Raw genomic sequence first — 25,255 nt, 5'->3', positions numbered from 1 at the left:
GAATTTAGGATGAACGGAAATATTTTATAGCCGAAATGTTAAACGAATTGTTAAGCAAATTTTTATTTTTGCTGTTTGGCACAGTCTATATCCTCGAACTATTAACCAGTAACCAATCGACAAAATCCTATATGCGCAAGATCTTTACATTTATGCTCTCATGCTCTGCCATTGGTGTTTATGCCCAAAACTACAGTGGCACTGTGTATGATCGTGAAAGACGTCCTTTGCAGGATGCAACTATCTATGACCTGCGTACAGGCAGTCATACACATACCAATGAAATAGGCGCTTTCCGCCTGAAAGAAGGACAGCTGGGAGACACTCTAAAAATATCACATGTGTCCTACAAGACACAGCTTGTAGTACTTCAAAAACCATCACAGCAAATTATACTGGAATCGTCCAACCTCGAGCTGAATGAGGTGGCCATCACCTCTTCCATCAGGCATTTGAACATTATATCAGATATTGATCTCAAAACTAACCCGGTAAAGTCTTCGCAGGAACTGCTACGCAAAGTACCCGGCCTGTTCATTGGTCAGCATGCAGGAGGAGGTAAAGCTGAACAGATCTTCCTGCGTGGGTTTGACGTTGATCATGGTACTGATATCAACATCAGTGTAGATGGTATGCCGGTCAATATGGTCAGCCATGCGCATGGACAGGGGTATGCAGACCTCCATTTCCTTATCCCGGAGATCGTTGAGAGCATTGATTTCGATAAAGGGCCCTATCATGCGGATAAGGGCAATCTTGCCACGGCAGGTTATGTGGCTTTTAAAACAAAAGAAAGGCTTGATAACAGCAGCATCACCCTGGAAGGAGGTAAATTCAATACTTACAGGACCATGGGGATGTTTAATCTTGTGAACGATAATAAACAATCTGCCTATGTGGCGGCAGATTACCAGATGACAGATGGTTACTTTATTTCTCCGCAAAACTTTAACCGCATTAACGTAATAGGTAAGTACACCGCTTACATGGAGAATAATGATAAATTGTCTGTCGCCGTTTCTCACTTCAACAGTAAATGGGATGCCAGCGGACAGATACCACAGAGAGCCGTTGATGAAGGACTGATCACACGTTTTGGCGCTATTGACAATACGGAAGGTGGTCATACACAACGCACCAATGTGAACCTTCAATACCTCAAACATGTGGATGCGAATACCTTTGTAAGAAGCACTGCATTTTACAGTCGTTATAATTTTGAGTTGTATTCCAACTTTACTTTCTTCCTTGAAGATCCTGTGAATGGTGATCAGATCAGGCAGAAAGAAGACAGGAATATCTTTGGATTTGAATCTGAGTTGAACAAGAGTTTTTATCCCGGGGAAAATCCATTGGAATTAAAAGTAGCGGCAGGATTACGCAATGATGATGTGAATAACATTGAGCTGTCACATACTGTGAACAGGAAGACCACACTGGAACAATTAAAGCTGGGAGATGTGAATGAAACCAACCTGTATGCTTATGCGAGTGCGGAATACAAAGCAGGTAAATGGCTGATCAATCCGGCAGTACGTGTGGATCACTTCAAATTTGATTATGTAGATAAACTGGCGGCTGCTTATGCTACACAAACACAGGGCAAATCTATTGTGAGCCCTAAGCTTAACTTCCTGTATAATCCTAATAACAAGATCCAGTATTTCCTGAAATTAGGTAAAGGATTTCACAGCAATGATACCCGTGTCGTCGTTACAGAGAAAGGACTTAAAACATTGCCGGCAGCTTATGGCGCAGATCTTGGGCTGGTATGGAAACCTGTACCAAAACTGGTGTTGAACACGGCTTTGTGGTATCTGTTTCTTGAGCAGGAATTTGTATATGTTGGTGATGCAGGCATTGTAGAGCCAAGTGGTAAAACTACCCGTAAGGGAATTGATCTGGGCGCTCGTTATCAGTTAGGGAAATGGATCTTTATCAATGGTGATTTTACTTATACGCATGGCCGTTCTAATGAGGCAGCAAAAGGCGAAGACCGTATTCCGCTGGCGCCGGTAATTACCGCAGTTGGTGGGGTGAGTATTCATCATCCGTCTGGGATTAATGCAGGTATTAATACCAGATATTTAGGGCACCGTCCGGCTAATGAAGATAACAGCATTGTAGCGAAGGGATATTGTGTGACTGATGCAAATGTTAGTTATCAGCATAAACAGTTTACTATTGGATTGATCACGGAGAATATCTTCAATACGGCGTGGAATGAGACACAGTTTGCGACAGAGAGCAGGTTGAAGAATGAGGCCGCACCGGTGACGGAGATACATTTTACACCGGGTACTCCGTTTAATATCAGGGGGACGGTGACGTATAGGTTTTAATGACAGTGAATCGTATTTTTCAGGGGGTTGAACTAAAGTAAAATGTGCTTTAGTTTAACCCCTTTTTATATTTCTAAAGTTGTACTTCTCTCCTGTTCATTTTGTTCACTTCTGATAATCTCCAGCCATTACATTCGTTTTAGCACTGTTAACTAGCCATTAACGCAAGTATGAATAGAAAATTGGAATTTCGATTTTATATGGCATTGAATGTTGCCATGTAAAATTTGCATCTGTTCTGTCAATCTCTGGTATGTGTATTCACGTAGTTAATCCACACATTTAAACAGAGATAAATGGCAATAGCAGTTAAAATCAACTTCGACGATGTTTACGATATTAATACAACATCCTGCGAAATGAAATCGGCCAGTTTTGACACAGAACTTGCAGACGGAAATAAGAAAAAGCTAATGGTAGCAATAAGCGATCAAGCGCATGAATTAATGCCTAATGTCTATAATTTAGCATTTGGTCCGTTAAATGCAAACGGCAAGATCGACGATAAAGCGCAAATAAAACACAGGGACTATTCGAAAGCCTTTTCCACCATCCTTTTGCATGCGCGAACATATCTGGCCAAAAATCCCGCTCATTATCTGGGAATTGACGGTTCCAACAATTCACGGGCCTTGTTGTACTATAGAATTATCCTGGACAATTTCGAGTATCTAAGCAACTATTTCAATATAGGGGCTATGAAATATTATGTAAGAATCGCCAGATTTGGTAAACACCAATATGAGAATCCATTTGATTTTAAGGATGTCAAATCCTCTGTCGTAAAAATCACACGGGATAGTCCAAGGTACCCCGAATTCTTATATAACTATTTCATTTTTACAAAAAAATAAATTGCTTATCAACACTAATTCTATAAAAAAATAACTTTACTATCATGGAAGATGAAAAAGTAGAAGAAAAGATCAGGAGCTTAATTGAACAAGCCCGGACAACTGGCAAACCAACTAAGCCGCCAAGACTTGTAAGTGGCAAATCATCGCTGGCTCAGTTCATTAGAACCAAAGAACAGGCAGATGAACTTATGGAAGAGTTAGATAGAGTTTTTAACAAAGTTCCATAAAAGAATCATTGAATGTTGACGTATAGGTTTTGATGTAAACATTAATGAATCAATAGCAGCATTAATTTTTAGGAACTATTTTAGTTGTAGTTAATGCTGGTATTATCTTATTTAACTTAAAAAAGCAACAGGGGAATGTCTGAAACTCAATTTGAGGCTATAATGGCCGGTATTCAAGTATTAACTGTCAAGGTTGATTCATTTGATGCTCGATTTGATAAGGTTGAAAGTAGATTGGATAGAGTTGAGAATCGATTGGATAGAGTTGAAAATCGATTGGATGGAGTTGAGAGCCGATTAGATAAAGTTGAGAGTCGGTTAGATAATGTTGAAACGCAATTAGGTGATATCAATCAACATCTAAAAAGGATTGAACATTGGACACCATATCATGCAAATCACGACAAAATGGCTAGATTAGAAGCCCTTGAAAACAGTTAATTAAGTTATCTTTCAGAACATTATCTCTCCTAATGACTTGAACCTTATCAGAACCTGGTAAGGTTTCCTTTTACCTGCTCTTCTCCACAAACCTTTTCGTTGCCTCCTGATAGACATTCACAAAATGCGTACGCACCATATCCGCTTCCACGGTTGATTCATTCGCCAGCTTCAGGGTTATTTTCTTCGATGGTAACAAGGGCATATGACAGTCAACACAATTATCTGCCAGTATTATTCCTGTTGGTGGTTTATAGGAACAGGAATCATGGGCAACGCCATTTACATTATGACAGCTCATACAGCGCTGAGAAAATGCTGTCATATTCTGTCGCTCGCTGACATGTACATTATGACAGGAAGAACAGTCCAGTTGTGCCGTCATTTTGAAACATCTGCAGGCAGTCAGTAAACCATACTGGTTACCGTGCACGTCCAGATTTCCGACGGTATCGACATCATAATTTGGTGTAGAAAAGTCATCCAGTTTTTGTCCTACCGTAAAACTAAAAGCGGGCTGTGTATGTTTCCTTAATCCTGAATGACATTGGGCACAGGCATCCAGTCGTTGCTGACGGGAGAGGTTTTTCGCACTGATGATGTTACTGGCAGTTTTTGCCTCCGGATGTTGTGTATGGAATGCGACGTGTGCCGCACCGGGACCATGACATCTTTCACAATCGACACCATACAGGATCGATTTTTTGTTGAAAACAGTGCCTCCATCTTTCTTTTCTTTTGATTCCGCATAAGTGGAATGGCATTCCAGGCAGGTCGCAGGAATAGGCCTGTCAAAGCGGATGTAATTTTCCGAATAGCCCGGACTATTGCACCAATCATTCGCTGGTGTGTAATAAGATACCGGCAGTTGGTAAAGACTATTCTTATCCCAGTAAAGGTACGTCTGCCCTTTTCTTCCGGAGCCCACCACAATACCGAAGGCCCTTTGTTCCGTAGGGATACCGTTCATATAGGCTGTTTGCAGAAAGACGTCTTTCTTCTTTTCCAGCTCCACCACCATCCATTTATTGTACACAAACTGATTTTTACCGGGCATAAAGCTGCCTTTAATATGTTCGTCGTCTGGCAATGCGGAAGTCAGAAAATGAGCTGTATGGCGGCTGCTTTGGAAGATATCGCTATGGCAGGAAGCACATGCTGCTGATCCGGCGAAAGCCGGAGTGTCCCTGGCGGAGGACACAGGTCCGGGATTAAAGGCAGCGCATATAATACTGCCTGTGAATATCACAGATATGATTATTAAGAATATGAGCTCTTTCATTGTTACTGTATGATCATATAAGTAACAACAAGAAGACCGGTAAGGTTATACCTCCGGCCTTCTTTTCTCTAGCGCGCATGATAAATTACGGCATGTGCTTCAGTCAGATCAGGGATCTCCAGTTTGTTGATCAGCTTCTGCATGGCATTATGGGGTACGATTGCTTCACGGTTCCCATTCTGCCGGAATAGCTCCTTATAAGGCACTTCCACATATACGACGGTGACACCCGCGTCATACTGCATGCAGAGAGCAATCAGCTGTTCCCGCATCTGGTGGGTAGTATTGGTGGCGTTCCAGACAAATGAACGCTTATTTCTCAGGTACACCCTTGCCTGTTCTTTAGCAGCCTGTACTACTTTCCCTGTACCACTTTTATCCGTAGGGCTGATCTTCATCTGTATCCGGAGTTTATCCAGTGAGATGATCTCCCAATCCGGCTGCTGATAATGTTGCTGCACATAAGTATCCTTACCGGCGCCGGGCAGTCCACTCATGATCACCACCTGTACTGCCGGCGCTTTATAAGGCACATACCCCGGCGCAATATCACCTTTCCGCAAATAGTGCATACGGGCCTGTGCATTTTCGAAAGGCCAGGGTGTTCCCCAGCATTGATGCTCTTTACAATATTCCTCAAAGCAGTCAATGCGATACAACAGTTCAGCAGTATCAGGGGCCATCCGTCCGATCATATCAGCACGTGCCAGCAGGGCCAGGTGTGCTGTGTTTACCTGCAATGATGCATGAATGATCGTACGCAGCGGGTCCCTCCTTTCCAGCAACCATAAAGGCAGGCTGTGATATTTCACCAGTTGGGTGATCTGCTCGCGGATATGAAAAGGTGTTGGGATCTCCCTGTATAATATCTGCCTGGCGGTATCAGCGCCTTTTCTCGCATGACCTGCTGAAGTGATACGTCCATCCGGTTCCGTCACCGTAGTACTGCGTTTCTCCACGTCATGCAACAGCGCTGCGGCCCAGAGTATCTCTTTATCCTGCGGAGATAATGCCTGATAACCCGCTTGCTCCTGCAATGCAGCCAGCACCATTTGCGTGTGAATGGCTACATTCCCTTCTCCATGATGTATAGGATCCTGCGGTACATCCTGCATATCGCGTACCCAGTCGTAGGTCTGCTCCAGGTATGACCATGATTTATTTTCAGTGATTGTCCACATATTTACCTCCTTCATTTTTCAGGGCTGCCCGACGCCAGTTGCGCGTCCAATGTACGTCTGTTTTTACGTGCCCCTTTCTTACATATTTAAATACATTTTCTGCGAATGCCTGCATGGGGAAACCGGCGGCATTACGTGTAACGATCCCTTCCATTGTAGCAGGTGCGCCTGTAGCCGCATCATATGCATTCAAGCTGCCAGCACCTTTTACAATGTTCAAGATGTTACTTTCAAAATCAGCCTTCACCAATGGTGTGCGCAATTGTTGAATGACCGGCACTGTAGGGAGATCCAGCATAGCGGCATAAAAGCTGGTCTCTTCCCAGCTAAGCCAGCGGTCATGTTCTCTTACGGCGAACACATAGAAATGATGATCCAGGTTTTTGTATGCAATAGAGTGTATGGCATACAGGTTCTCGAGGAATATTTCCAGGTTGCCCAGGTCATTCTTTATCAGCTGCCAGTAACGGCGCAGGCTTTCCGTCCACGGAGAGGTAGTGGGCGCTACATGCGAGCGCGCAAACACACCATAGCGGGACAGGCAATTATTTTCACCGTCCAGTTTTTCCGTATGCATCAGCGATGGTATGGCAGAAATATGCTGCCAATAATCATGCTGAATGCGGTCATCGCTGGTAGTGCCCGGCGAGAACGGAAAATGATAGGTACGGCCATATTTTTCTGAAATAGCCATATCGGGGTATTTTCATTTAACAAAAAGGATTCACAGGCCATTCCTGCAGAACGCAGGTGGCGTAGTTAACAATTGTATGCCTGTGATATTACATGACGCAAGGTTTGTCAGTTTTTATAATTGTTCGCAAAGGTAAGTATTTCCTTCACATATTTTATGAAGTGCTATATATTCAAATGCAATCCTCAAAAAACAGTAAATTACGTTTATGAGAAACTCACTATTCCTCTGCCTGCTTGGAGCAATAGTTCCGGCAGTAATGTCGTGTGGCAGCCCATCCACTCATCAGTCAACGAAAGACAGCACAGCTGTTGATACCGCTGCCTTATCCACAGATTCTATTTTCAATATTGTTGAAGCGCATACGTTCCAGTATTTCTGGGATGGCGCAGAACCTGCCAGTGGTATGGCAAGAGAACGTTATCATGTGGATGGCGATTATCCGGAGAATGATATGAACGTTGTTACTTCAGGAGGTAGTGGCTTTGGCGTGATGGCTATCCTTGCCGGCATTGAGAGAGGTTATATTACGCGTCAGCAGGGACTGGAGCGGCTGACGAAGATCGTATCTTTCCTTGAAAAGGCGGATCGCTTTCATGGCGCCTGGCCACACTGGATGTATGGAGAGAACGGAAAGGTAAAGCCCTTCGGACAGAAAGATAACGGTGGAGATCTTGTGGAGACGTCTTTTATGGTGCAGGGACTATTATGCGTACGCCAGTATTTTGCTACAGGTAATGACCAGGAAAAAGCGCTTGCTGCCCGGATTAATAAACTGTGGGAAGAGGTGGACTGGAGCTGGTACAGGAATGGCAAGAATGTGCTGTACTGGCACTGGTCGCCTAACTATCAATGGGAGATGAATTTCCCGGTGACAGGCTACAATGAATGCCTGATCATGTATGTGCTGGCAGCCTCCTCTCCTACGCATAGCATTCCGGCGGAAGTATATCATGAGGGATGGGCACGTAACGGTGCTATCAGAGATAGTATCAAAGCTTATGGCTATACGCTCTCATTATCGCACAACTATGCGAAACAATACGGTGGGCCCTTATTCTGGGCACACTATTCCTACCTGGGACTCGATCCGCATGGCTTAAAAGACAGGTATGCCGACTATTGGGAGCATAATACCAACCAGACATTGATCAACCGTCAATGGTGTATGGAGAACCCTAAAAAGTACAAAGGCTACGGTCCTGACAGTTGGGGATTAACTGCCAGTTATTCCGTAAACGGATATGCGGCACATGCGCCGGGCGAGAATACTGACCTGGGTGTCATCTCTCCTACTGCTGCGCTGTCTTCCATACCTTATACACCGGAATATTCGAAGCAGGCGATGGTGCACTGGTATAAAGGCATGCGCGATAAAATATTCGGCAAATATGGCTTTTACGATGCATTCAGCGAAACAAACAATTGGTATCCCAAGCGCTACCTCGCAATAGATCAGGGACCGGCAGTAGTGATGATGGAAAACTACCGTAGCGGTTTGCTCTGGAAACTGTTTATGAGTTGTCCCGAAGTGAAAGCAGGGTTGAAGAAACTGGACTTTCAGAGTCCTTATCTGAATAAATAATATCACCGGGGCTGTGTATCGGCACAGTCCCGGCGATATTTTACCAGTGTCAATTAGCGTCAACGGAACGCTTGCCTGCCTTACGCTGCTGGTTGGAAAAGACCGGGCGGGATGTTGTAAAAAGCAGGATACGTTGCCTGAGTTTCAGGAACGGTTTTTCAATGATCCTGTTCAACAACAAAGCCGCCAGTACACAGGTAGCCATGCAAATAATAAACATCACTGTACTCTCCTGCCCTATCCCCATATTGCCCACCCATAACTGCGTCAGGTGTATAATACCTTTATGCGAGAGATAGATGCCATAAGACAACATGGCCAATGTTGCTGTGAAACGCAGCTTCTTTTTGTACAGGAAACTGTTTTCACTGACTGCTCCTGCTACCATGGCGCCATAACCGATCGCGATCAGCGGAAAGCCAAAGATGGATGCATAGAATGTAGCAGGATCTTCACAAAGAAACCAGGCGCCTGTCAGCAATACCAATCCTATCAGCAGTAATTTATTCCCCAATGCCATAATCTTCTGTCTGATAACAGGCAGGAATTGGAAAATAGCAGCGATGGTTACACCGGTAAGCAATCCGTCAAGGCGTGTAAATGTTGGATAATACATCCACCTATACCAGCTTACCCAGAAATCGTCTGCACCCATGACAGGTTTCAAGACTACGAACCAGCAGTATAACCGGATCGCAAATCCCGCGGTAAATAAAATACCAAGCAACCAGGGTCCGACCTTCAATGCCTTCCAGCGGACCAGCATAATGAGGATAATGGGCAACAGGAAGTAGAACTGTTCTTCAATACACAATGACCAGGCGTGTGAGAAGGTACCCCTGTCCTTCAGATGCAGACCGATATTCTGCGTAAAGGTGAGGAACTTCCAGAGGGGAGGCAGGGCTTCTCTTTCACGGAAATCAGGCACCAGGAAATACAATGCCAGTACGGTGAGATAAGCAGGGATGATCCTGAAGAAACGTTTGATAAAGAACTCACGGAAGGAGATCTGTTCATTGTTGCCGATCTGTGCAAACAACTGCGATGAAATAAGGTAACCACTCAATACGAAAAACAAGTCTACGCCTGTCCATCCGAAGCTGCCGATGGTATCTATCCATTCAGGATGTTTGAAGATGCGGTAATGATAAATGAAAACAAAGGAGATGGCGAAGGCGCGCAAGTGGTCTAATCCGGCAAAATGCTTACCGGTTCCTGGTATCTGTGACATTAAAAAGGGGGGCTGCGGATTTTATGTTGCAGACAGCAAATTTAATGAGATCCTGATATCTTTTTGGGGACATTTATAAGCGGCTTTATAGCAGGATGATCCGCTAAAGGCCAGTGATAGCAATGCTTCGGAACGGCATGCATTTTGTTTCTATAATAGTGGATTAAAACGAACAACATGAGACAGATCAGCACCTTGTTTGCAGTGTTGGGATTGTTGTTGGCGGGAGCAAGTTGTGTAACACCTCATCATCCTCCTGCACCACCAAGACCACCGAGACCCCCACGTCCGCCACATGGCGCCGTGCAATTTAATATTCCTGACACCAGCTTCCAGCAAGCAACGCTGGTAATGCATTAAAAAGAAAGACCGGCAACCAGGCATTCTATCGAAGACGGACTCGCATTCAATTCCTGGTTACCGGTCCTTTATTATTATCGTTACTATTTTTTCCTCTTTTGTAATTTCCTCAGTACTGCTTCCAGTTTTACGGGATCATTTACAAATGGTTGCAAGTCGAACAATTCTACCTTCCTGAAGTCAACAGGGTGACTTTCACTCTGCAGGGAAATAGACCCTTCATTCAATAAACGTCCTTCCACCGTCAGGGTACTATCCGCGCCCGACACATTTCCGCCGCCAGTCTGTGGTTTATTGTATACGATCACAGTATCGTTGAACACAAAGTGTTTAATCACAGAATCGCCTATTACCAACGCTCCGGCCCGTACCCACTGCTCACCGTGATAAGTTTTCGAAGTAGAAGAGATGCAATGCTCTGTGATCAGTTTTCCGTTCATGACCACATTGGTACCTGGTGTGCAGAGATTGGAGGTAGAACGCGGGTCTTTCCCATTGCCGCCTAACAACTGTTCTTCCAGGGAGATAGGGAAATCCTGGTCTTTGCCCATACTGGCGGCAGTTTGTCCGTGCAGCATGATCCCACTATTACGCAGCGCCCATCCGGGACCACCTGCTACCTGTTCTCCTACAAAGCGGTATTCCACCACGATCACGTAAGCCGAGAAGTTCTTGTTGTAAAAGATATGACCGTACTGTTCATTGAAGTTGGTGTACTGATCATAACGTACCTTCAGCAGTCCATCTTCCACCCTGAAAGTGTTGCCATAGTTCTCATTCAGGTCATGTCCTTTGATCTTAATGTCCCAGCCGGTCAAGTCTTTTCCGTTGAACAGCTGGAGCCATCCGTTTACCTTTTTCTGGGCCATTCCGGTGAGTGTCAGCAGCAGCAATCCACACGTGAATAGTTTTTTCATACGTCAGTGATTTATGGCTTTAAGATAGGGAGTAAACGGTAATTATTTATCCGGAATTTTTATAAGGTGCATCTGAAGGCAACAAAGCGGCGGCATTATCTGTTTCTTATACGTCGGGAAGGTTGGCATATATTTAGAAATACTCACTGTAAAGACTATTATGAGGGCATTTACTACATTTCTATTGGCATTGCTGACAACCGGCTTTGTGGTACAGGGACAGACCAACTGGGAGCAATCTCTCAAAGAAGAACTGGCACAACTTGATAAGACAACAGACTTTACTATCTGGCAACAGGGCGCTGAAAAGATCGGTAACCTGGCAGCGGCACATCCGGAGGAGTGGCTGTTACAATATTATACCGGCTGGGCTTATACGCAATCTTCCTTCAGAGCGCCCGATGGAGAGGCAGATCCCTCTACAGAGAAGGCAGAGCCTTATGTAAAGAAAGCCCTGGCCCTGCAACCAGACAATACAGAGACGCTGACCTTAATGGCGTACTGGCTGTCTGCCCGTATCAACGCCAAAAGTTCCAGGGGAATGTCACTGGGCCCTGACAGCCGTAATTATTCAGACAAAGCCATTAAGGCGGATAGTGCCAATCCCAGGGCATACCTGATGAAGGCGCTGGTGGTCTATCACACCCCTGTCCTGTTCGGCGGTGGTAAGAAAAAGGCAGCGCCCATAGTGGAAGAAGCGGGTCAGCGGTTCGCTGATTTTAAACTGAAGGATGAGCTGGAGCCACATTGGGGGAATGATATATTCAAGGAGCTGGAAAAGGAATTACAAGCGCAGGATTAGCTCATCCGCCTCACCCATCTGGGCAATTTTATACGCAATTCCACAATGATGGAAACAACATAACATACTAATTATCAATACATTATTATTCAAGCAGGATTTTCGCTTATCTGATAACAAAAACCCGTTGTTTATGAGTACATATCAAAGTTTGAATGGACACGGCGAGCCCCGCGCTACTATGCTCTATGAGCAGTCGAATGTCCTGAATGTAAGCAAGCAGGGGCGTATTGCATCTATCGTCGGTGGCGCTCTTCTCACAAATTCCGCGATCAACAACGTTACTAAACATCCCATCCGAAGCTTATTGAGACTGGTAGCTGGTGGTTACCTCTTATACCGGGGAATATCAGGGAACTGTCCTATCACTGCCTATGCCGGCAGGAGAATGGGTGAAAAACACAGTCGTACGATAAAGGTCAGGACGAAATTTACGGTCGACAAACCCAGGGATGAGGTATATCATTTCTGGAGAAGGCTGGAAAATCTACCTCATTTTATGCGGCATCTGGCATCTATTACAGAACATGACGACTTCCATTCCCATTGGGTGGTAAAAGGCCCCGGTGGTGTCGGTACACTGGAATGGGATGCTGAGATCATCAAAGACGAGGCGGGGGCTTTTATAGGCTGGCGTTCGGCTCCTGGTTCCAATATCGCCACAGCGGGTAAAGTGATGTTTGAAGATGCTCCGGGCGGAGGAACCGAAATATCCGTAGTGATTGCTTACCGTCCGCCTGCAGGTTATGTAGGTACAGGACTTGCCTGGCTGCTGAATAGTGCGTTCTACAAAATGGTGGAGAAAGATGTGATGCGTTTCAAGCACTATGTGGAAACAGGCGAGATCACGGCTTAACTGGCCCAATATTTGGAAACTCTTTACAGCCTTTTTATTACATCTTTAAAAATCTTTTATTATGAGCACTGCTAAAATTTTATGTGGAGCCCTTGTTGGTGTAGCTGCAGGTCTGGTCATTGGTATTCTGACCGCTCCCGATAGTGGAGAAGAAACACGCAAAAAGATCAGGAAATCTGCCCATCACCTGCAGGGCCGTGTGAAGCGGATATTAGGCAAAGGCGCAGACGGATTAACTGAGCTGAAATATATCGTGGAGCACGAGGTTACGGGCATAAAAGATGATGTAAAACAAAGGATCCTCACCATCATAGATGAGGCTATTGAAACCTTTCACGAGTTTAAAAAAGAAGCTGTATAAAATTACATATAACGGATGACCAGCAATAAAGGAAAGTGGCGGTAGCTTAAAAAGCTTTACCGCCACTTAATGTATTGGGTTAGTTAGTATATACTATTTCTCTGTAAGCAAACCGTCAACCAGGTCATTAAACTCCTTCTTGAAGGTTTCAAAATGCTCTCCTGTACCAGGACCGGAAAATCCGGTATGTACTTCCCGCACGTTTCCTTTTTTATCTACAAAGATAGTGGTTGGGAAGCCTTTAATCTTCGTTATCTGTGGTAAAGTTTTTTCTGTTCTTTCAGGATCGCTGGTAGTAACGCCTGTGATCAGTACCGGATAACGCACATCAAAGCGTTTCAGGAAACCCTGGAGGCTTTTCTGTGATTTTGCAAAGTCGGTGGTACGTTCATATGACAGTCCTATCACTTCTACTCCACGCGCTTTGTTAGCCTTGTACCACTCTGACAGGAACCCTGTTTCATCCATACAGTTCGGACACCAGGACCCCATGATGGTGATCACTACTACTTTGTTCTGAAAACGTTTATCCTTAATGCTTACTTTCTTTCCGTTGATATCAGGGAATGTAAAATCCAGCTGGCTATTACCGGGTTTTACAGAAGCGAGCGCTTTCTCATCAGGCAAAGCTGCCTTGTCATCTTTTACGGCTGTCCACTGTTCTTTGCCATCGCCGATACCGGCATAAAAGATCCCGTTTTCCAGGGTATTGTTTTTTACCAGCGCGGTGAAATAGTACGCATGAGATCCATCAAAGGTGGAGAGTTTCAGTGTATCACCATCTACAATACCTTCGAGGAAGCGATAGTCGCCGGTAGGTGTCAGGAAAGTACCATGTACAATATTCCCCTGCTGTTTGAACTCGCCTACTGCATAGGAAGAGTCATTTTTACCGGGTGTGGTGAACCAGGTGGACCAGCGTCCGCTCACGTTCCCTTTTGCCGCCTCATGCTGTACAAAGCGCTGTCTCACATTGTGTGCAGCTGTAAAAGGAATACTTACGTCCCTGTCTGCCAGGTGACGGATCCAATTGCCCTGGATACCGCCTTCTTTGGTAAACGCGGCCCTGAATTCAGAGTCGAAGAAAGGCATTTTAATGAAAATAGAGTCTCCCTGGATCTTTACGTCATCCACCAGCATACGGTCGTTGGCATTTAGTACATATACCAGTTTCTGGCGGGCGCTGTCTTTTACTTCGAAGTTAAAAACAATGTTTGCCCCGTCTTTTCTGTGCAGGCTGGCTTGCCATACACCGGGTTCCAGGTCCCATTTTTCAAGTTGTGTTCCAAATATAAATGCCGGAAGGCATAATAAAAGCCAAAGTCTGTTCATAATACTGTTTACGTCTGTCTGATCTGTTTACGCTATTTACTCTACCATATTTGTAGAGTATAGCAAAGATAGTAAAAGAATCCACTTTCTATTACTTTATCAAATTTTCTACCAGTTCGACCTTCCGGCCGTCGGCATCTTTCACCACTGCTACATATCCCCACTCTGTACTGGCGGGCGCTTGTACAGTTTCGACACCCAGTTCTTCCAGGGTCTTCAGGGTCTCGTGCAGATTTTCCACGGTAAAACCGAGGCGGGTGGTTGTATCGGCGGCTGTTGCATCTTTAGGTAAAGGGTAAATTTCGAAAGTTAAGCCGTTCAAATCGCCTGAATAGTGGTATGGGCCATTTCCATGGCGGTGGTGTGTGAATGTGATCCCTAAAGTACTGTAAAATCTTACCTGCTCTTCCTGTCTGTCGGTCCGGATCACTACCAGATTTAAATGTATCATCCTTCCTTGCTTCCTGTTAAAGATATTCCTAAAGTAAAAAACTTATTCAGCATTACAAACTATCACTATATAGCACTTACCTTTGGTAGCACGCGCTACATGAATCATCATCGTTATCAAGCGGTTAAAGCAACGTCATGAAAAAATATAAGTTAGCCTTTTCAATTATTGGCAGTATATCTCCAAGGATTGCGGCAAAAACATTCCTTCATTTTTTCAGCAAACCTCCCAAAAGATCCTTTCGCCAGCATCATCTGACACTTAAGGAATCTGCTATAGAGACAGATACGCCGCTGACAGCCTATGCCTTCAGTAAACAGCAGATAAAAGTGAAGACCTATACATGGGGTACCGGTGACAAGAAGGTCCTGTTATTACATGGCTGGGGAGGTAGCGCGCTTGACTTCAGTCATCTGATCAAAACACTGGTGGAGCATCATTACCAGGTTATTTCCTTTGACCAGCCGGCCCATGGATTTACAGAAGGTAAAAACAGTAACCTTATTCAGTGGATGCATGTGGTTACTGCCTTTCTGGATACCTATAAGGACCTTTATGCCATTATCGGGCACTCCTTCGGTGGACTGGCCGCTAGCCTTACCCTCGCAAGGGAACAGGTACACATCCCGAAACTGATCATTATGACGCCCTCTGTTTCAGCGCCTGTTATTTTTGACGACGCTTATAATATGCTGGGCCTTAATGATAAGGTACGAAAAGCGGTACCTGGCATCGTGCAGGACACATTAAAAGATGACCTGATGGAAATGGATATGCATAAACACTTCAAGTCGATAAAGGTAGACCACATACTATTTATTTATGATGAGAATGATGAGGTCATTCCTCCCGAACGTTCCAAACATTTCTTAGCACAACATCCTGAGGTAGAGGAATTTAAGATCCAGGGAGAAGGGCATTACCGTATCATCAGGGACCCGCAGGTACTGGCAAAAATACTGGCCTTCCTGGCTGCTCAATAATTTTTTTTTAAAATCCTGTCACGTTTTTATTTCCTGTCCTGTCATATTACCGTAAGCGATTCAATTAACTTTAAAAACTACGAATATGACACAGAGAATTTCATTCCAGGAACTGCCTAAAGACTTATTTGCCGGACTATTTAAAACCGGTATGTATCTGCAAAATAGCGACATCGATCAGAAACTGCTCGACCTGCTGTACTACCGTGCATCACAGATCAATGGATGTGCTATGTGCCTTGATATGCACTCCAAAGAGGCTATTCATCATGGAGAAACACATGAGCGGCTGCATGGTGTGATCGCATGGAGAGAAACACCTTATTTTGATGAGAAGGAACGCGCTGCGCTGGCCTTCACAGAAGCACTCACCAATGCCAATCAGCAGGATATCAGTGATGATATTTATGCAGCACTGGAAGAACACTTCACCACTGCTCAAATAGCTACGCTGACCCTGGCTGTTGGCACTGTCAATGTATGGAACAGGCTTAATAAAACCTTCAGAACTGTACCAGGTCATTACCAGGTTGCCCAACACGCTTAAAAAAACTATTCTTATTTTTAGCACTGATCACTCAATAAGATATATGCTGCAAGATTATCAACGTACATTGTTTCCATACGCCTATAACATCCTTGGTTCTGTAGAAGATGCAAAGGATACGATACAGGATGTGCTGTCCAATTATATTTCCACTCAAAGAGAAGGGATAGAGAATGAGAAAGCCTACCTCGTACGCAGTGTTATTAACCAGTCGATCAATGCTAAAAATAAGCGTAAGACGGTCAACTATGAAGAGGTCTGGTTACCCGAACCTGTAGCAACAGGAGAGGAAGCGGATAAAGCGCTTCACCTGCAGGATATTGGCTCATATACAATGCTTATATTGATGGAAGCACTCAACCCTAAGGAAAGGGCTGTATTTATACTGAAAGAAGGCTTCGGTTATTCTCATGAAGAGATAGCCGAAGTCCTCTCAGGTACCGTTGAACAATCCCGGAAACTGCTCAGCCGTGCAAAGGGAAAACTGGATGAACATAAACAGGGAGCTCCTCTCGGCAACAAAACAGTTTCTGCGGCCTTATTGGATCAATACCTGCATGCCCTCCGCAAGGGGGATGTGCAAAGGCTGGAGAACATGTTGTCGCAGGATATTGTGTTCTATGCAGATGGCGGTGGTAAGGTTAATGTAGCGAAGAAGTTCTGTACCGGTTTACACGATGTATCCCAGCTGCTGGTCTTTGTATTCAATAAATATCAGCAGGATTTCACTTTTGAATTCACCGTGATCAATCACGAGCCGGCATTGCTGTTCTTCCGGGGCGAAAAGCTGTTTGGTTGCCAGGTATTTTCTATTTCTCCCGAGGATCATAAAATACTGCGGATCTCTACCGTACTTGATCCTGATAAGTTAAAGAATATGGGTAGATGATGAAGGAGATCATTTTTAGTAACGCGCGCCAAACAACATGCTACCAATGCGTACCATAGTACTGCCTTCCTCCAGCGCAATGGTATAGTCGCCACTCATGCCTGTTGATAATTCAGTCAAGGCATCCTGATCAGGGAAAAAGCGGGATTTAAAACGTTGTCTGAGGGTATCCAGCTGGCGGAATTCATTCCTTACCTGTTCCATATTTTCGGTGTTGCTGGCCATCCCCATTAAACCGGCAATACGAATATTCGTAAGGCGGGATTCCTGCTGTTTATACATTTCCAGCAGTTGTTCCAGCTCTTCTTCATTCAATCCGAATTTGGTTTCTTCTGTAGCGATATGTACCTGCAACAGGCAATGAATAGTGCGGTTATTTTTAGCAGCGTGTTTATTGATCTCTTCGAGTAGTTTGAAGCTATCTACTGCGTGTATCATCGATACAAACGGGGCGATATATTTTACTTTATTAGATTGCAGATGTCCGATAAAATGCCACTGTATGTCTGCAGGAAGGATCGGTTGTTTTTCCTGTAGTTCCTGTACATAGTTCTCACCGAAAATGCGTTGCCCGGCATCATACAATGCCTGAATATCTGCGGGTGGTTTAATTTTGGAAACAGCTACCAGTTTTGCATGATAGGGTTTCAGTTGTTCGTTGATTTGCTGATAAGCTGGTAAATTCACTGACATCCTGCAAAAATAGGAATTAATCCCCACCACCGCAACCTGGGCCATAGCGGAAGCTGATGCATCCGCTATGGTTACAGGCTTTTTTTACGATCATATAATGGCGTTATCAGCTCAATATGGATCGCCCTATCACGATACGCTGCACTTCGCTTGTCCCTTCATAGATCTGGGTTATTTTGGCATCGCGCATCAGGCGTTCTACATGGTATTCTTTTACATATCCGTAACCACCATGTACCTGTACGGCCTCTGTAGTTACCCACATTGCGGTTTCGGAGGCGAATACCTTCGCCATTGAACCGCTGAGGGTATAGTCCATGTGCAGGTCTTTTTCCCTGGCAGCTTTGAGGCATAATAACCGGGATGCCTCTATACGGGTAGCCATATCTGCCAGTTTGAACTGGATGGCCTGGTGTTGACTGATCTCTTTTCCGAAGGCTTTTCTTTCTTTGGCGTATTTAACCGCCAGTTCATACGCACCGCTGGCGATGCCCAGCGCCTGTGAGGCAATACCGATACGTCCTCCGGCCAGTGTTTTCATGGCGAATTTGAATCCGAAGCCATCCTCCCCTATCCTGTTCTGCTTCGGTACTTTTACATCCTGGAACATGATGCTATGGGTATCGCTACCGCGGATGCCCATCTTATTTTCCTTCGCTCCTATTGTTACACCGGGTGAGTTCTTTTCGACGATCAGGACGTTGATACCCTTACTACCCAGCCCGGGATGGGTTTGTGCGATCAACAGATACACACTGGCGCTGTTACCATTAGTGATCCAGTTTTTGGTACCGTTCACCAGGTAATGGTCGCCTTTATCTTCTGCCGTGGTTCGCTGGGAGGTCGCATCGGAACCGGCTTCCGGTTCGCTTAACAGGAAGGCTCCTGTGATCTCTCCTTTGGCCAGGGGCACCAGGTATTGCTGTTTTTGTTCTTCCGTACCGTAAGTTTCCAATCCCCAGCAAACCAGGGAGTTATTCACACTCATACATACCGAAGTGGAGGCATCTATTTTGGAGATCTCCTCCATGGCCAGTACATAGGATACGGTATCCAGTCCGGCGCCTCCATATTTCGGGTCCACCATCATGCCGAGGAAGCCCAGCTCTCCCAGTTTTTTGATCTGTTCTGCAGGATATTTTTGCTTTTCGTCACGTTCTATTACGCCGGGGAGTAGTTCATTCACGGCAAAATCGCGTGCCGCTTTCTGTATCATGAGGTGTTCTTCAGTGAGTTGAAAATCCATGGAATCTTTTTTTACTTGTTTTGGTACATAACTGTAACCAAATCTATTTTTTAATACCCATGTAAAAAAATACCTTCCTTAAAATTCATTGTTATCCATCATTCCCATCAAAACATTAAAGAATATTTGAAGATACAGCGTCCTTATTGCAATTGTTTTATCGTTTATGGCAAGTGGATATACGCCTCAATAGTAAGGGATGAAAACGGTTCTGTTAAAATCCTGTAGCTTGTAGCAGGATAACTTTCTTTTATGAAGAATATCAAGATCATTGAGGTCAAGTCGGAAATTGGAGCTGGCACACGCGGGGCCAGCCTTGGAGTGGAAGCTATTAAAATAGCTGCTCTGGACTTTATGAGCAACTTTTTCGTGCATTTCCCTACAGAGGCTATAGAAACAGAAAATAAGCTGCTTTTTGAACCCATAGAATCACCCTATGCCAAACGAATCAAAGGAACGCTGACACTATACGAAAGGATCAGTAAAAGTGTCTGCGAAACCGTGAAAACGAACTGGTTCCCGGTCATTCTCTCCGGCGACCATAGTACTGCAGGAGCTACCATTGCCGGCTTAAAAATGGCCCATCCAAAAGCCAAACTCGGCGCCATCTGGATCGATGCACATGCCGATCTGCATACGCCCTACACAACTCCTTCCGGTAATATGCATGGCATGCCGGTAGCCATTTCTATCGGGGAAGATAACCTGGAATGTAAGGTGCATGACCTGGATGATAATACTATCAAAACATGGGAAGCGCTGAAAAATATCGGGGGTATTTCGCCAAAGATATTGCCGGAGGATATCGTATTCATTTCTCTGCGGGATTATGAAAAGGAAGAGGAACACCTGATCAAGACCTATGGCATGAAGGTGATCTCTACCAACGAGGTACGCCGTAAAGGACCGGAGCAGATCGCCCGTTCGGTATTCCGTTACCTGAGCGACTGTGAATACATTTATGTTTCTTTTGATGTGGATAGCCTGGATGCATCCATCTCCAAAGGTACCGGTACCCCGGTTACAAACGGGTTAAGGGAGCGTGAAGTGGAAGACCTGATCTCCAAATTCATGCAGCATCGCAAGATCTGCTGCTTTGAGATCACAGAGGTAAACCCTACCCTGGATAAGGAGAACTTAATGGCGGAAATAGCCTTTAATATATTGCAGCGCAGTGTGAATGTGCTGTTGCTGAACTAGCACTTTGATCAGGTACAATCGCCGTTCTGATCCCGTACAAGCGCCGTCTTAACAATGTTTCTCGTATGTTCATCCTACGTTCATCCTACGTTCAAAGACGTAGGATGAACGTAGGATGAACATACGAGAAACATTGTTTGTACCTTATTACATCGAAGATTGTACGGGATTTAATGCGCTTTACATCAGGGATTATTCTTCATTTTAATCAGGTTAGCTACTAAGCCAGTCCATCCTGTCTGATGGGAGGCGCCAAGGCCTTTCCCTGTTTCCCCATGAAAATACTCAAAAAAGAGGATATTATCTCTGAAGTGAGGATCATTCTGCATCTTCTCATTATTGCCGAGCACGGCCCTTCTGCCATTTTCGTCTTTCAGGAAGATCTTCAGCAGACGGCCGGCCAACATGGTACCCACTTCTTTCAGGGAATAGAACTTACCACTACGACTGGGGTATTCTAACCTGAAATCATCAGAATAGAAATAGTGGAACTTCCGCAGGCTTTCTATCATCAGGAAATTCATCTGCATCCAGACAGGTCCCCGCCAGTTGGAGTTACCTCCATAGGTATAACTATCGCTTTCTCCCGGCAGGTATTTCACCCTCAGTTCCACCCCATCCTGACAAAATATGAAAGGATTGTGTTCATCATACTTTTTGGAAAGGGAACGTACACCATAAGGACTCAGAAATTCTGTTTCATCCAGCATCCTGGAGAGTAGTTTCTTCATACGATGACCACGTAGCAGACTAAGCAGGTGTTTATTTTCCTTTCCTTCCTCACTCCAACGGGATACCAGCTGTGCCAGATCGGGCCGGTGACGCAGGAACCAGGACATCCTCCTTTCGAAAGCAGGGTTGTTTTTTAGTGTTTCCGTCGAGATGACTTCTACGGCAAAGAGGGGTATCAGCCCTACCATACTGCGCAGGCGCAGCCTCTCTACTTTATTGTCCGGCATACGGATCTGGTCGTAATAAAATTCGTCCTTATCATCCCACAGGCCATGCTTGACATCGCCCATACTGGCCATGGCGCCAGCGATGTACATGAAGTGCTCAAAGAACTTGGTAGCCATGCCTGTATATACTTTATTGTAGCTGGCCAGTTCAAGCGCAATATGCAGCATGTTCAGGGCATAAATGGCCATCCAGCTGGTAGCATCCGCCTGTTCCTGCCTGATGCCGCCTGGAAGGGGCATACTACGGTCAAAGGCGCCCACGTTATCCAACCCCAGGAAACCACCTTCGAAAATATTGCTACCGTTGCTATCCTTACGGTTCACCCACCAGGTGAAGTTGATCATCAGTTTATGGAATACCGCCTCCAGGAACTCATAGTCTTTGCGGCCTTTAATAGCGGCATCCTGTTTAAAGATCCTGTAGGTGGCACCGGCATGTACGGGCGGGTTGACATCGCCAAAAGCCCATTCATAAGCAGGAAACTCGCCGGAGGCATTCATATACCATTCCTCGGTCAGCATTATTAACTGCTGCTTGGCGAAGTCGGGGTCTACCATGGCCAGCGTCACACAATGGAAGGCCAGGTCCCAGGCAGCGTACCAGGGGAATTCCCATTTGTCGGGTACGGAAATGATATCATCGTTATTCAGCTGTTTCCAGTTCTTATTACGCCCATTTTGCCTTTCGGGGGGCGGCGGCGGACTTGCAGGATCTCCATCCAGCCATTGCTGCACCTTATAAGAGTAGAATTGTTTGTTCCACAGCATACCGCTCAGCGCCTGGCGTTGTACCAGCTTTTCGTCTTCATCTTTGATGGTGGATTGGATATCGGCATAGAATTCATCTGCTTCAGCCAGACGTGTCTGGAACAGCGTGTCAAAGTCTGCAAAAGGGCTGGCAGCCTGTTTGTCTGACAGACGTAGGCGTACCGTAGCAGATCCTTTGGCAGGTATGGACAATTTATAGTGTACGGCAGCTTTGGTGCCTTTTCTCTCCGGATTGACAGTATTGGAACCGTAGGCAATATGATCGTGTATACCGTCTTTCGGATAAGATGTATTGCCTGTTACATGATAGAGGCGGGGGTAGTTAGTTTCATTTTCACAAAACAACAGCTGGCCATCGCCTTCCTGGTAGAGGTATTGTACATCTATTTTTTCATGGTGAAGGCGGATGGTACGATCATCTTCGGCCAACAAGGTCGGTTTATAATCGTGACGGCCCCATACCCAGGTATTACGGAACCAGACGGTAGGCGCCAGGTGCAGGTCGGCGGCTTCATTTCCCCTGTTATGTGCCGTGATCTTTATCAGGATATCATCTGTGCCGGCTTTGGCATATTCAACGAATACGTCGAAGTATTTATCCTCATTAAAGAGGCCGGTATCTATTATTTCAAATTCCTCTTCATGCTTGCCCCTGCGTGCATTCTCGTCTATCAGCCATTGATAGGGAAATGCCTGCTGCGGGTACTTATACAGCATTTTCATATAGGAATGCGTAGGCGTGGCGTCGAGGTAGTAGTATAGTTCTTTTACGTCCTCTCCATGATTGCCCTGTGCATTGGTAAGCCCGAAAAGGCGTTCTTTCATGATGGGATCTTTCCCGTTCCACAGGCCCAGGGAGAAGCATAATAACTGCTTATCGTCCGAGATACCTGCTATGCCGTCCTCCCCCCATCTCCAGGCCCTGCTGCGGGCCATATCGTGGGTAGTATAGTCCCAGGCGCTGCCATCGGCGCTATAATCTTCCCTGACAGTTCCCCATTGTCTGTCACTCACGTAAGATCCCCATTTCTTCCATCCGGTCTGTTGTAGTCTTTGTTGTTCGTTCGTCATATTTATCTGATCTTGAAGTAAGCGATTAGCCACCCTACCACTTCACTGTAGCTGTGGATGCCTTTTTCCTGTTTATTAGCCTTAAGATACTGGTCGTAGATCATCGCGGTGTAGTCGTCTACCGGGCTGCGGTAGCGATCATAAAAATCTCTCATTTGCCGCATATCGGCCCTGATGCCTGGTACTGTTTTACGCCAAAGCTCTCCCGCCAATGTGGTGTCCTGTCTTCTGAGCTGGCGTACGCTATACATAAACATCTCAAAGTTAGCAGCGTAACGAAAGCGGACATCGGGATAATTGTCTGCTACAAGATAACCCACAAAATTGGCTTCTTGTTCAGGTGCGTATCCTAACTGATGGGCCACCTCGTGGCAGATCGTAAAAGGGTGCAGGAAACCGGGTGTGGTTACATTGACCTGAGCCTCGCCGGTGAAGGGGTTCAGGTAGCCCCCTACCCCCATATAGTTCAGCAGCTGGCTGTAGAGGGTGGGTTTGATGCAGGTATTTTTATACTGCAGGCTGGGCCACTGCTTCCCGGCCAGATCGTAAGCCATGACAGCCTGGCTGAACATGGCAGCGCTGTCGGCACCGGGGTGGGTAGCATTAACACTATCTCCCAGGGCAATCTTATATTGATTTACCCGCAGCCGCAGGGTGTCTGCCAGCTGGTATAACTGGTTGGTTGTATACTCATCTACGTCCAGGCGGAGGTCTTTTTCCAGGGAATTGCGGTCATAATTGTACCCCCAGAATAACATAAATATAAGATATACAGTCAGTAAGGACTGAATTCCCCTTAAAATCAGTATCCCCAGGTTCCCCCATTGTCTTTTTATAATTTTATAACATATATTTAACAAATAAACAATCAGAGTTATAATCCAGGCGCCATAAATTACGTCGCCAACACTGAAAGGTACTTTCCCCAGTACCTGGCGGAGGAGTAAACTGATCCAACTGTATAACCTATGAAAGTAATAACCAGAAAACCTGTCACTGAATGTAAACAGCGCTTGCAAGACACAAATGCACAAAACGGTTATCAGTATACGTACTCCAATACCCTTTATCTTTATTTTAAAATCCATATCTACAAAACAAATGACCGATGAATTATTAATGGGTGAGCTGACATCTGCACTTTCCCTCCAGTCGGGAATGAAAATACATATTAATTACGCAGAAAAGCTACCTGGTGGAGATATAAATGAAACTTTTAAGCTGAATACAGACAGCGGTCTGCTGTTCCTGAAAATGAACGATGCGCGCAACTATCCTGATATGTTCGAACGGGAGTTTATGGGATTGGAGACGCTTTATGCCACGCATACGCTGGCAGTTCCACGTCCGCTGGCTACAGGCCGTTCAGGCGGTAAGGTCTTCCTGGTCACTGAATTTATAGAGAAAGGTGGCGCCAATCCTGATTTCTGGGAGAATTTTGCAGCGGGTTTGTCACGTATGCACCGGCATACGCAGGCACATTTCGGGTTACCGCAGGCCAATTATATCGGCACGATCAAACAATATAATACACCTTATACCAGCTGGCCTGTTTTTTATGCGTTCAACCGTTTACAGCCGCTGACGAGGGTAGCGTACGACCGTCATGTTATTGACAAAGAGATGGTAACGCAGATGGAGAAATTGTGGCGGCAGTTGCCTCAGATATTCCCCGATGAGCCGCCGGCATTACTGCATGGGGATATGTGGTCGGGTAATTTTATGGTAGGACCGGATGGCAGGGCGCGTGTGTACGACCCGGCGGTTTACTATGGCAACCGTGAAATGGACCTGGCTATGGCAAGGCTTTTCGGTGGATTTGACACCCGTTTTTATTACACCTATCAAAGTATGTTCCCGCTGGCTGACGAGTGGCAGCAACGGATCAGTATATGCCAGCTGTACCCGCTGATGGTACATCTGCTACTATTTGGCGGCAGTTATTACAATAGCGTGAAAGAAGTACTGCATACTTTCTGA

At 45.4% G+C, this 25,255-nt stretch carries 25 protein-coding genes; 14 read left to right on the top strand and 11 right to left on the bottom strand.

Going from position 1 to position 25,255, the window contains the following annotated elements; all coding sequences use genetic code 11:
• The first annotated feature begins 131 nt into the window (after positions 1-131).
• The 4 genes from CLV42_RS12750 to CLV42_RS12735 all read left to right on the top strand — a co-directional run bounded on the left by CLV42_RS12750 (position 132) and on the right by CLV42_RS12735 (position 3,867).
• Positions 132-2,342, top strand: a complete 2,211-nt coding sequence (locus CLV42_RS12750; RefSeq protein WP_106602484.1) for a TonB-dependent receptor — start codon at positions 132-134, stop codon at positions 2,340-2,342.
• 296 nt (positions 2,343-2,638) lie between these two features.
• Complete coding sequence (locus CLV42_RS12745) at positions 2,639-3,196, top strand: DUF6934 family protein (protein WP_106602299.1); 558 nt, start codon at positions 2,639-2,641, stop codon at positions 3,194-3,196.
• A 44-nt stretch (positions 3,197-3,240) separates the two neighbouring features.
• A complete protein-coding gene (locus CLV42_RS12740; protein ID WP_106602298.1) occupies positions 3,241-3,426 on the top strand; it encodes a hypothetical protein in 186 nt (61 codons plus the stop codon).
• 135 nt (positions 3,427-3,561) lie between these two features.
• Positions 3,562-3,867, top strand: a complete 306-nt coding sequence (locus tag CLV42_RS12735) for a hypothetical protein (protein WP_106602297.1) — start codon at positions 3,562-3,564, stop codon at positions 3,865-3,867.
• A gap of 70 nt (positions 3,868-3,937) precedes the next feature.
• Here CLV42_RS12735 and CLV42_RS12730 read toward each other — a convergent pair whose 3' ends face one another.
• From CLV42_RS12730 to CLV42_RS12720, 3 genes are all read right to left on the bottom strand, one after another.
• Positions 3,938-5,149, bottom strand: a complete 1,212-nt coding sequence (locus CLV42_RS12730) for a multiheme c-type cytochrome (protein WP_106602296.1) — start codon at positions 5,147-5,149, stop codon at positions 3,938-3,940.
• 68 nt (positions 5,150-5,217) lie between these two features.
• Positions 5,218-6,330 carry an AAA family ATPase gene (locus tag CLV42_RS12725; RefSeq protein ID WP_106602295.1) on the bottom strand — a complete coding sequence of 371 codons (1,113 nt, stop codon included), beginning with the start codon at positions 6,328-6,330 and terminating at the stop codon, positions 5,218-5,220.
• The gene (locus CLV42_RS12720; protein ID WP_106602294.1) at positions 6,314-7,024 is read right to left on the bottom strand and encodes an RNA ligase family protein; all 711 of its coding nucleotides are present in this window, start codon (positions 7,022-7,024) and stop codon (positions 6,314-6,316) included. Before CLV42_RS12720 ends, CLV42_RS12725 begins: the two co-directional genes overlap by 17 nt.
• Before the next feature lie 208 nt (positions 7,025-7,232).
• Between CLV42_RS12720 and CLV42_RS12715 the strand changes: the two genes are divergently transcribed.
• Complete coding sequence (locus CLV42_RS12715) at positions 7,233-8,609, top strand: glucoamylase family protein (RefSeq protein ID WP_106602293.1); 1,377 nt, start codon at positions 7,233-7,235, stop codon at positions 8,607-8,609.
• Between the two features lie 49 nt (positions 8,610-8,658).
• Here the strand turns inward: CLV42_RS12715 and CLV42_RS12710 are convergent, their stop codons facing one another.
• Complete coding sequence (locus tag CLV42_RS12710; RefSeq protein WP_106602292.1) at positions 8,659-9,840, bottom strand: acyltransferase family protein; 1,182 nt, start codon at positions 9,838-9,840, stop codon at positions 8,659-8,661.
• A 177-nt stretch (positions 9,841-10,017) separates the two neighbouring features.
• On the opposite strand from CLV42_RS12710, the gene CLV42_RS33695 reads away from it, so the two are divergent.
• Positions 10,018-10,200 carry a hypothetical protein gene (locus CLV42_RS33695; RefSeq protein WP_146154373.1) on the top strand — a complete coding sequence of 61 codons (183 nt, stop codon included), beginning with the start codon at positions 10,018-10,020 and terminating at the stop codon, positions 10,198-10,200.
• Positions 10,201-10,283: 83 nt separating this feature from the next.
• On the opposite strand, the gene CLV42_RS12705 is transcribed toward CLV42_RS33695, so the two are convergent.
• The gene (locus CLV42_RS12705) at positions 10,284-11,117 is read right to left on the bottom strand and encodes a 3-keto-disaccharide hydrolase (RefSeq protein WP_106602291.1); all 834 of its coding nucleotides are present in this window, start codon (positions 11,115-11,117) and stop codon (positions 10,284-10,286) included.
• Between the two features lie 160 nt (positions 11,118-11,277).
• Here CLV42_RS12705 and CLV42_RS12700 point away from each other — a divergent pair, with 160 nt between their 5' ends.
• The 3 genes from CLV42_RS12700 to CLV42_RS12690 all read left to right on the top strand — a co-directional run bounded on the left by CLV42_RS12700 (position 11,278) and on the right by CLV42_RS12690 (position 13,136).
• Positions 11,278-11,919, top strand: coding sequence for a tetratricopeptide repeat protein (locus CLV42_RS12700; RefSeq protein WP_106602290.1), 642 nt, complete (start codon positions 11,278-11,280; stop codon positions 11,917-11,919).
• 133 nt (positions 11,920-12,052) lie between these two features.
• The gene (locus CLV42_RS12695; RefSeq protein ID WP_106602289.1) at positions 12,053-12,775 is read left to right on the top strand and encodes an SRPBCC family protein; all 723 of its coding nucleotides are present in this window, start codon (positions 12,053-12,055) and stop codon (positions 12,773-12,775) included.
• A gap of 61 nt (positions 12,776-12,836) precedes the next feature.
• A complete protein-coding gene (locus CLV42_RS12690) occupies positions 12,837-13,136 on the top strand; it encodes a YtxH domain-containing protein (RefSeq protein ID WP_106602288.1) in 300 nt (99 codons plus the stop codon).
• A gap of 93 nt (positions 13,137-13,229) precedes the next feature.
• Here the strand turns inward: CLV42_RS12690 and CLV42_RS12685 are convergent, their stop codons facing one another.
• On the bottom strand, positions 13,230-14,468 hold the full coding sequence (locus CLV42_RS12685; RefSeq protein ID WP_106602287.1) for a peroxiredoxin family protein: 1,239 nt from the start codon (positions 14,466-14,468) through the stop codon (positions 13,230-13,232).
• A 91-nt stretch (positions 14,469-14,559) separates the two neighbouring features.
• Positions 14,560-14,919: a VOC family protein gene (locus CLV42_RS12680; protein WP_106602286.1), complete on the bottom strand. Its 360-nt coding sequence runs from the start codon at positions 14,917-14,919 to the stop codon at positions 14,560-14,562.
• 137 nt (positions 14,920-15,056) lie between these two features.
• On the opposite strand from CLV42_RS12680, the gene CLV42_RS12675 reads away from it, so the two are divergent.
• The 3 genes from CLV42_RS12675 to CLV42_RS12665 all read left to right on the top strand — a co-directional run bounded on the left by CLV42_RS12675 (position 15,057) and on the right by CLV42_RS12665 (position 17,338).
• The gene (locus tag CLV42_RS12675; protein ID WP_106602285.1) at positions 15,057-15,902 is read left to right on the top strand and encodes an alpha/beta fold hydrolase; all 846 of its coding nucleotides are present in this window, start codon (positions 15,057-15,059) and stop codon (positions 15,900-15,902) included.
• Positions 15,903-15,987: 85 nt separating this feature from the next.
• Positions 15,988-16,449 carry a carboxymuconolactone decarboxylase family protein gene (locus CLV42_RS12670; protein ID WP_106602284.1) on the top strand — a complete coding sequence of 154 codons (462 nt, stop codon included), beginning with the start codon at positions 15,988-15,990 and terminating at the stop codon, positions 16,447-16,449.
• A 43-nt stretch (positions 16,450-16,492) separates the two neighbouring features.
• Positions 16,493-17,338 carry a sigma-70 family RNA polymerase sigma factor gene (locus tag CLV42_RS12665; RefSeq protein ID WP_106602283.1) on the top strand — a complete coding sequence of 282 codons (846 nt, stop codon included), beginning with the start codon at positions 16,493-16,495 and terminating at the stop codon, positions 17,336-17,338.
• Positions 17,339-17,353: 15 nt separating this feature from the next.
• Here the strand turns inward: CLV42_RS12665 and CLV42_RS12660 are convergent, their stop codons facing one another.
• Together CLV42_RS12660 and CLV42_RS12655 are read right to left on the bottom strand one after the other, a co-directional pair.
• Positions 17,354-18,031 carry a YggS family pyridoxal phosphate-dependent enzyme gene (locus CLV42_RS12660; RefSeq protein ID WP_106602483.1) on the bottom strand — a complete coding sequence of 226 codons (678 nt, stop codon included), beginning with the start codon at positions 18,029-18,031 and terminating at the stop codon, positions 17,354-17,356.
• A 106-nt stretch (positions 18,032-18,137) separates the two neighbouring features.
• A complete protein-coding gene (locus CLV42_RS12655; RefSeq protein ID WP_106602282.1) occupies positions 18,138-19,277 on the bottom strand; it encodes an acyl-CoA dehydrogenase in 1,140 nt (379 codons plus the stop codon).
• A gap of 252 nt (positions 19,278-19,529) precedes the next feature.
• On the opposite strand from CLV42_RS12655, the gene CLV42_RS12650 reads away from it, so the two are divergent.
• Complete coding sequence (locus CLV42_RS12650) at positions 19,530-20,477, top strand: arginase (RefSeq protein WP_106602281.1); 948 nt, start codon at positions 19,530-19,532, stop codon at positions 20,475-20,477.
• 185 nt (positions 20,478-20,662) lie between these two features.
• On the opposite strand, the gene CLV42_RS12645 is transcribed toward CLV42_RS12650, so the two are convergent.
• Complete coding sequence (locus CLV42_RS12645; protein ID WP_106602280.1) at positions 20,663-23,275, bottom strand: MGH1-like glycoside hydrolase domain-containing protein; 2,613 nt, start codon at positions 23,273-23,275, stop codon at positions 20,663-20,665.
• Between the two features lie 2 nt (positions 23,276-23,277).
• The gene (locus tag CLV42_RS12640) at positions 23,278-24,363 is read right to left on the bottom strand and encodes a DUF3810 domain-containing protein (RefSeq protein ID WP_106602279.1); all 1,086 of its coding nucleotides are present in this window, start codon (positions 24,361-24,363) and stop codon (positions 23,278-23,280) included.
• Between the two features lie 13 nt (positions 24,364-24,376).
• Between CLV42_RS12640 and CLV42_RS12635 the strand changes: the two genes are divergently transcribed.
• Positions 24,377-25,255 carry a fructosamine kinase family protein gene (locus tag CLV42_RS12635; protein WP_170117490.1) on the top strand — a complete coding sequence of 293 codons (879 nt, stop codon included), beginning with the start codon at positions 24,377-24,379 and terminating at the stop codon, positions 25,253-25,255.

The organism is Chitinophaga ginsengisoli, assembly GCF_003014595.1.
In the GTDB taxonomy this organism is placed as follows: Bacteria; Bacteroidota; Bacteroidia; order Chitinophagales; family Chitinophagaceae; genus Chitinophaga; species Chitinophaga ginsengisoli.
The sequence above is the reverse complement of the archived record's forward strand: the minus strand, read 5'-3'. Positions and strand labels throughout refer to the sequence as shown.